The sequence below is a fragment of the Candidatus Cardinium hertigii genome (assembly GCF_003788695.1).
In genome coordinates, this window is record NZ_RARA01000023.1 from 1 (window position 1) to 12,519 (window position 12,519).

Sequence of the window (12,519 nt, forward strand, 5' to 3'; positions counted from 1 at the left end):
ACTAACACAATATAAGGTAAAAATCGATGCCCTGCTTGGGGATTAAGTATTCTTTTTACAAATTTTTCATTATATTCTTTAATATTGCGTGTACCTGCTTCCTTTAACAATTCGTACCGATGATCCATTTCAATACATAAGGAATGTAAAGTATGGACTACATTTTTGGTCTCTGTAATGATGGCTTCTTCGCTAATGGGTAATTTGGCTAAAAAATGGTTTTCTAACCTGTTATACAACGATAACTCTACTTTTTTAGGATCTACTAATACTAATTTTAGTTGAGAAGGATGCTTTTTATAAATCAAAGAGGTGAGTAGTACGTTAAGACCTACAGATTTTCCTTGCCCGGTAGCTCCCGCAATAAGTAGATGCGGCATGCGTGCTAAATCTGCAATAAATAGTTCATTTGAAATACTTTTTCCTAATACAACTGGTAGGTCCATCTTGCCCTTTAAAAATTTTTCAGAAGCAAGCATCTCTTGAAGGGGCACCAGTTCTCTATTTTTATTTGGTACTTCGATACCAATGGTTCCTTTTCCTGGTATGGGTGCAATAATTCGGATGCCGAGGGCAGCTAGGTTAAGGGCAATGTCATCCTCCAGGTTTTTGATTTTAGAAACTTTTACGCCTGCTTCGGGTATAATCTCATAGAGGGTAACGGTAGGACCAATGGTTGCTTTTATTTTTGCTATATTGATCTTAAAATTGTGTAAGGTTTGTACAATATTGTTTTTGTTTATAGCTAATTCTTCTTGCGTAACAGATATATTTTCTTGTTCATAGCGTTCTAATAGATCTAAGGAAGGATACGTATAGTTAGATAAGTCTAGGGTAGGGTCATAGTTTTCTACCTGAATATTACCTAATCGAATAGGAGCGGAAGTATGGATGGCTTGCTCCTTTAACAAATTTTTAGAAAGTGTTTTGGGAGTACATGAAACTACTTCAAAGTCTATATTGCGATTATGTTGAGGATAATTTTCTAGATCTGGATCCTCTGCACCACTTATAAGACTTGATTGCGTAGTATTTGTCTGTGTTATTGCCAAATTATTCGTTTTTTTTTTACTGGACACTTCCTCATTGTTCAAACCATATTCTGAATCATACGTCTCATTATGCTTACTTTCATTATCCTTGCTTAAGGATGTGTCATCCTCTTTATGAGGGGAAGGGGATAGCTTACGTATAAAAAAATAAATGATTGGAAAAGAGGTTACATTAAAGGATACAACCGTAAAAATTACAAAAGAAATAAAAAGCAGTATAAAAGTTCCATATCCCAGCAGTCCTTTAAACAAAGGGCCTAGTTCATAGCTGACGCCCCCTAATTGGTTGGCAAGTATTTGAGCGGTTGGGTAAAGGGTATGTAGGTATCCTAATAAAATATTAAACCATAAGACAAGAAAAATAGATGCTATAATCAACTTTAATAGGGAGAGATCAGGACAAATTTTTTGTGTAACCATTTTTATCCCTATAAAGAATAGGCAGGGTAAAAAGATAAAAGCAGTTATACCCAACCATAAATGAACACAATAATAGCTTACAAAAGCTCCTATAAAACCTAGCCAGTTGCATAGGGCTGCGCCCGATTGTTTTACGCCTAATGTTTGAAAAGATTCAATAATATGTTGATCATGATCTCCATGAATAAGGTGAGAAAAGAATGCAAGTGCTAGAAAAATGGCAGTGCCTTGTAGCAAAAATCCAATGGCAATTTTGATACGTTGATCTAACGTAAATAGTTTAAATGAAAGTTTTTTTTTAGGAGTCTCTGGTTGGACTTTATAATTATTTTTGGCCATTAACACAAAAGGTAAGTCAAATAAGATATAAAAAGTAGTTTGAAAAAGTGGTATGCCGTTAAGAAAACCCCAATGCTAATTTAGCCACTTCCGACATTCGGTCTGGCGTATAAGGTGGTTCAAATGTTAAATGAATCATTACTTCATTTACGTCTTCTATAGCTCTAATTTTTTCTTCTATTTGTCCAGGTATACTATCTGCTGCTGGGCAATTAGGAGAAGTAAGCGTCATTAATATCTCAATATTGTTGAGCGGTAAAATCGTAATGTTATAAATAAGCCCTAGCTCATAGACATCTACCGGTATTTCTGGATCATAGACTTGTTTAATGGCGTTTATAATTTCTTCTTTTTGAATCATAGAGAATATAAAGTGTTCGTTCACTTGCGTGGCAGCCCTATTTTATAGATTATAGCAAATGGCTAAATAAATATTTAATATATAATGATTTTATCCATTTTTTTTAAAATTATTTCATTTTAAAGCTACTTTTTTTGCTTGATCAAAAAAAGTAGCCAAAAAAAATCAAGCGCTGGTGAACAAAGCTGTTGAAAATTTCAGACTGCAAGCTGAAAATCAGAACTCGCCCAGGCCTGCAGCCTTGGGCTCAAACAGGCTGATTTTCTGCTACCTTGCAGCCTGAAATTTTCTAGTCACAGCTTTGTTCAAGGCGCGTTTTTTATAAACTTACATTATTGCGCTATTTCTAAATACGAACTAAACTTACATTATTGCGCTATTTCTAAATACGAACGTGAAAAAATACACATAAACCACACCACTGAAGAAATACGAATATAAAGCGTTCTTAAATATTATACATAGCCAACCACTTACAATATAACTAAATTGCCTTTAAAGGTAAGCCTGTTAAATTTTTTAATATTAGACCTTTTGAAACCGTTGCGATAGGAAACAAGTTTATAAATAATATAATTTACTCCACTACATTATTTATTTTATTCAAAATGCTGTTATGGTAAAGATGGTATGGCAAAGGTTTTGTGTATTTGTGTTCGTACCCATTAAAAATAGCACAATAATGCAAGATCATAAAAACGCACCTTTGTTCACTAGCGCTTGATTTTTTTTATTACAGGCTTGTCTATTTAAGTGTGTAAATATGGAGTAGCTTTATACGTTGCCAACGTTCCAAAGCTATTGAGGATTGCTGCTTCCGGCTTAGACAAAATGGGTATCCCTGTCCACATAATTTATAGCAGCTTGCTCCTCTTCGTTGGAATTTCCATATCCTCATTTGTTGTATCCTCTTCGTCGGAATTTCCTATATCCTCATCTGTTGTATCCTCTTCGTCGGAATTTCCTATATCCTCATCTGTTGTATCCTCTTCGTCGTATATGGACCCTATCTCTAAACCAAGTTCATCAGATTCATATTCATTAATTATTTTTTCTAATTGTATATTAGACCTTGCTGCATTTAGATCTAAATTGTTTTGCATCATGGTACGTATACATGCTCTTTGTAATCCACTTTCATGGTACACAGTATCGTGCGGATAAGCAATGTTTGAATTAAACCAATTAACTAAGTTTCCTGAACCCTCAGGTCCATAGCACGAAACTTTACGTATCTTTGTACCGCTTAACTTAGCCAGCAATTTTTCCATACTGTTTAAATCCCAAGAGCCAAAACCCACTGTACGAAACCTTTCACGAAAACTCAAACTATCAACGGCTGTATGCTGAAGCGAAGAGAAAGCTTCACATAAAGTTTTCAATTCTACTGTATCTAAATTATTGTTACATAAATCTATGTGACGTATAGCTGTATTATCCACAAGCGCAGGAAGCAGGACAGTTACATTATTTGCTAATTCGTTATCATCCAGTCCCAATTTTTCAATCTTTGTATGTTTGAGTTTAGAAAATGCTGTCCCCAATAGATCCGCTTGCACCAGGCCTAAATCATTCATTTCTAAATTTAATTCACGCACATCTGAGTCCACAAGTGCAGAAAATAGGGGATCTATATTATTTGCTAATCCGTTCTCACACAATATCAATTTTTCAATCTTTGTATCTTTGAGTTTAGAAAATGCTGTCCTCAATAGATCCGCTTGCACCAGGTGTAAATCATTTAAACTCAAATCTAATTCACGCACAGTTGTGTTACCCACAAGTGCAGAAAGTAGGGGATCTATATTATTTGCTAATTTGTTATCACACAGTGCCAATTTTTCAATCTTTGTATCTTTGAGTTTAGAAAATGCTGTCCTCAATAGATCCGCTTGCACCAGGTGTAAATAATTGAAACTCAAATTTAATTCACGCACATTTGAGTCCACAAGTGCAGAAAGTAGGGAATCTACATTATTTGCTAAATCTTTACCATACAGGTTCAATTCTTCAATCTTTGTATGTTTGAGTTTAGAAAATGCTGTCCTCAATAGATCCGCTTGCATCAGGCCTAAATTAGCCGATTTTATCTCTAGGCTACGAACAGCTGTATCTTTAAGAGCAACCAATATCGCATCAAGATATTCACCTAATAAATTTACAGAACTGCAATCTACTGTAAGACTAGAGCACGGTGCCTTACACAGATAAGGTACCAACTTACCCAGTAGATTTTTTACCTCCAAAGTGGACACGCAAGTGGACACGTATTTTCCATGTAGCTTGTCCAAGAATATACTTATTTTGTTATTCGGTTGACCCGTCCAGTCCCAGTATCTATTATTTTTAAGTTTATTTTCATTGATCAATTGCATGAGTTCCGGATAATCAATTTTTTCTTGATTTTCACCTAAATCTGTTTTTGAACTGCCTGCCAATGCCATGTCGTTTGAAGTACCTATACCTTGCCGTACTTTAGTACATCCACTGAAGATTAGGAACAAAATTAGAAAAAAATACATGATGGGTGTTTTAAAAGTTTTAAATTAAATATATTATGCTCTGTAGCATAGAAACGGCTGCTGTTTGATTTTTTGGGTTGATTTTTTGATTAAATAAAAAATTTAAAGTAAGGAAAAGCATAAAGCATAGGATAGTTGTTCTTGACAAGAAAAGCTACTTGCAAATCCGCTTTTAGTTAAATGAATAGCGCTGATTAAGCCGGCTATCCCAGCAGCTATCATGATAATTTCCATTGAAAACATATGAAAAATCTAACATAGATACATAGTTGGCAAAAGCGTTCTGATTTACCGAAATACAAATTTATAAAATAAATTGTTAATAACCAAATAACCAAAATGAAACGCATCCGTTCAGTGGAGTGGCTTAAATCGTTTAATAGTTCTATTGTAAAATATAATTATTAATATTAAGTTATTGTCCATTCGTCCATGGATGGCCAACTTTTATTGGCGTATGTTCCATAGTATGTTCATAACAAACCCGATCAAAAATAGTATCCGTTCAGTGGTATGGCCTATGCGTACCCGTTCAGTCAATGGCGTCAACTTAAGGTTTAGCTGTTATTGATAACCAAGTAGAATAGGAGGGTAGGCTAATCATGAATTGCCTTAAGTTGACGCCATTGCCCGTTCAGTGGAATGGCCTATGCCTATTTAAAAATAGTGCAATAATGCAAGATCATAAAAACGCGCCTTGAACAAAGCTGTGATTAGAAAATTTTAGTCTGAAAGCTTAGTAGAAAATCAGCCTGTTTAAGCCTACTCTTCGTCTTTGAAAAGCTGGCTACGTTCCACTTCGGGATTCAGCGTACTCACATAGTTTCCACTATGCTGCGTGCGCTTCACCCTCGCGCGCCTTGCCAGCTTTCCAAATCCATTGAGTAACCATAGAGCGAGTTTTGATTTTCAGCTTTCAGACTGAAATTTTCAACGGCTTTGTTCACCAGCGCTTGATTTTTTTTGGCTACTTTTTTTGATCAAGCAAAAAAAGTAGCTTTAAAAGAAGTAATTTTTTTAAAAAATGGATAAAATCATCAATTATTAAATATTAGCAATTTTCTGTAATCTATAAAATATGTCTGTCACACAGATGAACGGATATCTTTATGCGTGCATAAGCTTAAAGATTAATTCTTTCATAACCTGATAATCATTTGTATTACAATCAATTCCTTTGACCTGCACATCAGCTTGATGTAGATAGGTTATATTTTGCAGGATTTGGTGTAAGGGGTAATGTCTCCTAGCGTCAAGATATCCTTGAACAAAATAGGGGTGTATTTCAATGTGTTTAGAAATTTTAGCAGGATCGGTTTCTTTTGTTTGATGTAACAAAAGCAATTTGGAAAAAAAAATATATAAAATGGTTATAATCGGTAATGCAGCATGTTCCTTTGCATTTAATGCGCAAATACTAATGATTTGATAGCTCTTTGGGTAATCTTTTTGCATAATGGCTTTCTGCAATTCAAATACATTGAAAGGTTTAGATAAGTCTATATAGGTCTCTACGATGCTGTCGGTAATGGTATTGCCTGTATTCAGGTTAAGCCGTAATTTATGGAGTTCATTGACTATTCTAGTTAGATCATTGCCAATGCACGCTTGCAGCATCCAAATGGCTTTTTCTGTTATAGAGAGCTCTAACGTTTTTACAAAAGATTTGATAAAAGTAGGTAGCTGTTGGTTATATAGTTTTTTGGAAGTAACCAGAACTGTATTTTTATTCAGCACTTTACTAAAAGTACTTCTTCCATCGATGGTTTTATATTTGTATGCAAAAACCAATAATGTAGTAAGTTGTGGATGGTGCAAGTAATGCAATAATAACTGTTGCCCAGTAGCATTTTTTAAGTCTGCCATCTCTTGTGCTTCTTTTACAATAACAATTTGTTTGTCTGCTCCCATAGGGAAACGACGCGCTTGGGTGAGTAGAGCAGCCATACTACATTCTTTTCCATAAAAAATGCTTAAATTAAATCCTTTTTCAGCTGGAGTGAGCAATTGCTCTTCGATATGCCGGGTAATGGCATCCAGGTAATAGACTTCCTCCCCTTGCAAAAAATAAATGGGTTCATAAATTTTTTTTGCTAAATTTTGTAAAACAGTTTCAGCTGATTGAATCATATGGGTCTGGATACTGTTTAAACCAAAAAATACATACCATTACTGTAATCTACCATCTTGCAGCAACAAAATTCTATCTGCAATAGTTGCAAGCGATTGATTATGGGTTACAAATACAAAGGTTTGTTTTAATGTTCTTCTTAGCTCTAAGAAGAGTTCATGCAGTACCCCTGCACTTTTAGTGTCAAGACTACCACTTGGCTCATCAGCAAAAATAATAGATGGATTGTTAACCAATGCTCTAGCTACAGCTGCGCGTTGTCGTTCTCCCCCAGAAATATCCGTTGGTAAGTAATTTTTACGATGGCTAATACCCAATAAAGATAAAAGTTCATTGGCTTTTTTTTCAACTTCTTTTTTGGAAAAATTTCCAATATAACCAGGAATACAAATATTCTCAAAAAGTGTAAACTCAGGTAAAAGATTATGAAACTGAACTAACACAATATAAGGTAAAAATCGATGCCCTGCTTGGGGATTAAGTATTCTTTTTACAAATTTTTCATTATATTCTTTAATATTGCGTGTACCTGCTTCCTTTAACAATTCGTACCGATGATCCATTTCAATACATAAGGAATGTAAAGTATGGACTACATTTTTGGTCTCTGTAATGATGGCTTCTTCGCTAATGGGTAATTTGGCTAAAAAATGGTTTTCTAACCTGTTATACAACGATAACTCTACTTTTTTAGGATCTACTAATACTAATTTTAGTTGAGAAGGATGCTTTTTATAAATCAAAGAGGTGAGTAGTACGTTAAGACCTACAGATTTTCCTTGCCCGGTAGCTCCCGCAATAAGTAGATGCGGCATGCGTGCTAAATCTGCAATAAATAGTTCATTTGAAATACTTTTTCCTAATACAACTGGTAGGTCCATCTTGCCCTTTAAAAATTTTTCAGAAGCAAGCATCTCTTGAAGGGGCACCAGTTCTCTATTTTTATTTGGTACTTCGATACCAATGGTTCCTTTTCCTGGTATGGGTGCAATAATTCGGATGCCGAGGGCAGCTAGGTTAAGGGCAATGTCATCCTCCAGGTTTTTGATTTTAGAAACTTTTACGCCTGCTTCGGGTATAATCTCATAGAGGGTAACGGTAGGACCAATGGTTGCTTTTATTTTTGCTATATTGATCTTAAAATTGTGTAAGGTTTGTACAATATTGTTTTTGTTTATAGCTAATTCTTCTTGCGTAACAGATATATTTTCTTGTTCATAGCGTTCTAATAGATCTAAGGAAGGATACGTATAGTTAGATAAGTCTAGGGTAGGGTCATAGTTTTCTACCTGAATATTACCTAATCGAATAGGAGCGGAAGTATGGATGGCTTGCTCCTTTAACAAATTTTTAGAAAGTGTTTTGGGAGTACATGAAACTACTTCAAAGTCTATATTGCGATTATGTTGAGGATAATTTTCTAGATCTGGATCCTCTGCACCACTTATAAGACTTGATTGCGTAGTATTTGTCTGTGTTATTGCCAAATTATTCGTTTTTTTTTTACTGGACACTTCCTCATTGTTCAAACCATATTCTGAATCATACGTCTCATTATGCTTACTTTCATTATCCTTGCTTAAGGATGTGTCATCCTCTTTATGAGGGGAAGGGGATAGCTTACGTATAAAAAAATAAATGATTGGAAAAGAGGTTACATTAAAGGATACAACCGTAAAAATTACAAAAGAAATAAAAAGCAGTATAAAAGTTCCATATCCCAGCAGTCCTTTAAACAAAGGGCCTAGTTCATAGCTGACGCCCCCTAATTGGTTGGCAAGTATTTGAGCGGTTGGGTAAAGGGTATGTAGGTATCCTAATAAAATATTAAACCATAAGACAAGAAAAATAGATGCTATAATCAACTTTAATAGGGAGAGATCAGGACAAATTTTTTGTGTAACCATTTTTATCCCTATAAAGAATAGGCAGGGTAAAAAGATAAAAGCAGTTATACCCAACCATAAATGAACACAATAATAGCTTACAAAAGCTCCTATAAAACCTAGCCAGTTGCATAGGGCTGCGCCCGATTGTTTTACGCCTAATGTTTGAAAAGATTCAATAATATGTTGATCATGATCTCCATGAATAAGGTGAGAAAAGAATGCAAGTGCTAGAAAAATGGCAGTGCCTTGTAGCAAAAATCCAATGGCAATTTTGATACGTTGATCTAACGTAAATAGTTTAAATGAAAGTTTTTTTTTAGGAGTCTCTGGTTGGACTTTATAATTATTTTTGGCCATTAACACAAAAGGTAAGTCAAATAAGATATAAAAAGTAGTTTGAAAAAGTGGTATGCCGTTAAGAAAACCCCAATGCTAATTTAGCCACTTCCGACATTCGGTCTGGCGTATAAGGTGGTTCAAATGTTAAATGAATCATTACTTCATTTACGTCTTCTATAGCTCTAATTTTTTCTTCTATTTGTCCAGGTATACTATCTGCTGCTGGGCAATTAGGAGAAGTAAGCGTCATTAATATCTCAATATTGTTGAGCGGTAAAATCGTAATGTTATAAATAAGCCCTAGCTCATAGACATCTACCGGTATTTCTGGATCATAGACTTGTTTAATGGCGTTTATAATTTCTTCTTTTTGAATCATAGAGAATATAAAGTGTTCGTTCACTTGCGTGGCAGCCCTATTTTATAGATTATAGCAAATGGCTAAATAAATATTTAATATATAATGATTTTATCCATTTTTTTTAAAATTATTTCATTTTAAAGCTACTTTTTTTGCTTGATCAAAAAAAGTAGCCAAAAAAAATCAAGCGCTGGTGAACAAAGCTGTTGAAAATTTCAGACTGCAAGCTGAAAATCAGAACTCGCCCAGGCCTGCAGCCTTGGGCTCAAACAGGCTGATTTTCTGCTACCTTGCAGCCTGAAATTTTCTAGTCACAGCTTTGTTCAAGGCGCGTTTTTTATAAACTTACATTATTGCGCTATTTCTAAATACGAACTAAACTTACATTATTGCGCTATTTCTAAATACGAACGTGAAAAAATACACATAAACCACACCACTGAAGAAATACGAATATAAAGCGTTCTTAAATATTATACATAGCCAACCACTTACAATATAACTAAATTGCCTTTAAAGGTAAGCCTGTTAAATTTTTTAATATTAGACCTTTTGAAACCGTTGCGATAGGAAACAAGTTTATAAATAATATAATTTACTCCACTACATTATTTATTTTATTCAAAATGCTGTTATGGTAAAGATGGTATGGCAAAGGTTTTGTGTATTTGTGTTCGTACCCATTAAAAATAGCACAATAATGCAAGATCATAAAAACGCACCTTTGTTCACTAGCGCTTGATTTTTTTTATTACAGGCTTGTCTATTTAAGTGTGTAAATATGGAGTAGCTTTATACGTTGCCAACGTTCCAAAGCTATTGAGGATTGCTGCTTCCGGCTTAGACAAAATGGGTATCCCTGTCCACATAATTTATAGCAGCTTGCTCCTCTTCGTTGGAATTTCCATATCCTCATTTGTTGTATCCTCTTCGTCGGAATTTCCTATATCCTCATCTGTTGTATCCTCTTCGTCGGAATTTCCTATATCCTCATCTGTTGTATCCTCTTCGTCGTATATGGACCCTATCTCTAAACCAAGTTCATCAGATTCATATTCATTAATTATTTTTTCTAATTGTATATTAGACCTTGCTGCATTTAGATCTAAATTGTTTTGCATCATGGTACGTATACATGCTCTTTGTAATCCACTTTCATGGTACACAGTATCGTGCGGATAAGCAATGTTTGAATTAAACCAATTAACTAAGTTTCCTGAACCCTCAGGTCCATAGCACGAAACTTTACGTATCTTTGTACCGCTTAACTTAGCCAGCAATTTTTCCATACTGTTTAAATCCCAAGAGCCAAAACCCACTGTACGAAACCTTTCACGAAAACTCAAACTATCAACGGCTGTATGCTGAAGCGAAGAGAAAGCTTCACATAAAGTTTTCAATTCTACTGTATCTAAATTATTGTTACATAAATCTATGTGACGTATAGCTGTATTATCCACAAGCGCAGGAAGCAGGACAGTTACATTATTTGCTAATTCGTTATCATCCAGTCCCAATTTTTCAATCTTTGTATGTTTGAGTTTAGAAAATGCTGTCCCCAATAGATCCGCTTGCACCAGGCCTAAATCATTCATTTCTAAATTTAATTCACGCACATCTGAGTCCACAAGTGCAGAAAATAGGGGATCTATATTATTTGCTAATCCGTTCTCACACAATATCAATTTTTCAATCTTTGTATCTTTGAGTTTAGAAAATGCTGTCCTCAATAGATCCGCTTGCACCAGGTGTAAATCATTTAAACTCAAATCTAATTCACGCACAGTTGTGTTACCCACAAGTGCAGAAAGTAGGGGATCTATATTATTTGCTAATTTGTTATCACACAGTGCCAATTTTTCAATCTTTGTATCTTTGAGTTTAGAAAATGCTGTCCTCAATAGATCCGCTTGCACCAGGTGTAAATAATTGAAACTCAAATTTAATTCACGCACATTTGAGTCCACAAGTGCAGAAAGTAGGGAATCTACATTATTTGCTAAATCTTTACCATACAGGTTCAATTCTTCAATCTTTGTATGTTTGAGTTTAGAAAATGCTGTCCTCAATAGATCCGCTTGCATCAGGCCTAAATTAGCCGATTTTATCTCTAGGCTACGAACAGCTGTATCTTTAAGAGCAACCAATATCGCATCAAGATATTCACCTAATAAATTTACAGAACTGCAATCTACTGTAAGACTAGAGCACGGTGCCTTACACAGATAAGGTACCAACTTACCCAGTAGATTTTTTACCTCCAAAGTGGACACGCAAGTGGACACGTATTTTCCATGTAGCTTGTCCAAGAATATACTTATTTTGTTATTCGGTTGACCCGTCCAGTCCCAGTATCTATTATTTTTAAGTTTATTTTCATTGATCAATTGCATGAGTTCCGGATAATCAATTTTTTCTTGATTTTCACCTAAATCTGTTTTTGAACTGCCTGCCAATGCCATGTCGTTTGAAGTACCTATACCTTGCCGTACTTTAGTACATCCACTGAAGATTAGGAACAAAATTAGAAAAAAATACATGATGGGTGTTTTAAAAGTTTTAAATTAAATATATTATGCTCTGTAGCATAGAAACGGCTGCTGTTTGATTTTTTGGGTTGATTTTTTGATTAAATAAAAAATTTAAAGTAAGGAAAAGCATAAAGCATAGGATAGTTGTTCTTGACAAGAAAAGCTACTTGCAAATCCGCTTTTAGTTAAATGAATAGCGCTGATTAAGCCGGCTATCCCAGCAGCTATCATGATAATTTCCATTGAAAACATATGAAAAATCTAACATAGATACATAGTTGGCAAAAGCGTTCTGATTTACCGAAATACAAATTTATAAAATAAATTGTTAATAACCAAATAACCAAAATGAAACGCATCCGTTCAGTGGAGTGGCTTAAATCGTTTAATAGTTCTATTGTAAAATATAATTATTAATATTAAGTTATTGTCCATTCGTCCATGGATGGCCAACTTTTATTGGCGTATGTTCCATAGTATGTTCATAACAAACCCGATCAAAAATAGTATCCGTTCAGTGGTATGGCCTATGCGTACCCGTTCAGTCAATGGCGTCAACTTAAGGTTTAGCTGT

The 12,519-nt window shown here is 34.7% G+C and carries 7 protein-coding genes; all 7 read right to left on the bottom strand.

Annotated elements, in window-relative coordinates; all coding sequences use genetic code 11:
* Positions 1-1,811, bottom strand: a 1,811-nt coding sequence (locus EDM02_RS02050) for a DNA translocase FtsK (RefSeq protein ID WP_148053558.1), incomplete at its 3' end; no start/stop codon positions are given.
* Between the two features lie 58 nt (positions 1,812-1,869).
* Entirely contained in the window at positions 1,870-2,172 is a 303-nt protein-coding gene (locus EDM02_RS02055; RefSeq protein WP_123662672.1) for an iron-sulfur cluster assembly protein, read from the bottom strand.
* Positions 2,173-3,026: 854 nt separating this feature from the next.
* A complete protein-coding gene (locus EDM02_RS02060; RefSeq protein WP_123662673.1) occupies positions 3,027-4,616 on the bottom strand; it encodes a leucine-rich repeat domain-containing protein in 1,590 nt (529 codons plus the stop codon).
* 1,185 nt (positions 4,617-5,801) lie between these two features.
* Entirely contained in the window at positions 5,802-6,824 is a 1,023-nt protein-coding gene (holA, locus tag EDM02_RS02065; protein ID WP_123662095.1) for a DNA polymerase III subunit delta, read from the bottom strand.
* A gap of 39 nt (positions 6,825-6,863) precedes the next feature.
* A complete protein-coding gene (locus EDM02_RS05955) occupies positions 6,864-9,071 on the bottom strand; it encodes a DNA translocase FtsK (RefSeq protein WP_123662675.1) in 2,208 nt (735 codons plus the stop codon).
* Positions 9,072-9,129: 58 nt separating this feature from the next.
* Positions 9,130-9,432 (bottom strand): iron-sulfur cluster assembly protein, encoded by a 303-nt coding sequence (locus tag EDM02_RS02075; protein ID WP_123662672.1) that lies wholly within the window; start codon positions 9,430-9,432, stop codon positions 9,130-9,132.
* An 854-nt stretch (positions 9,433-10,286) separates the two neighbouring features.
* On the bottom strand, positions 10,287-11,876 hold the full coding sequence (locus EDM02_RS02080) for a leucine-rich repeat domain-containing protein (protein ID WP_123662673.1): 1,590 nt from the start codon (positions 11,874-11,876) through the stop codon (positions 10,287-10,289).
* Positions 11,877-12,519: the final 643 nt, after the last annotated feature.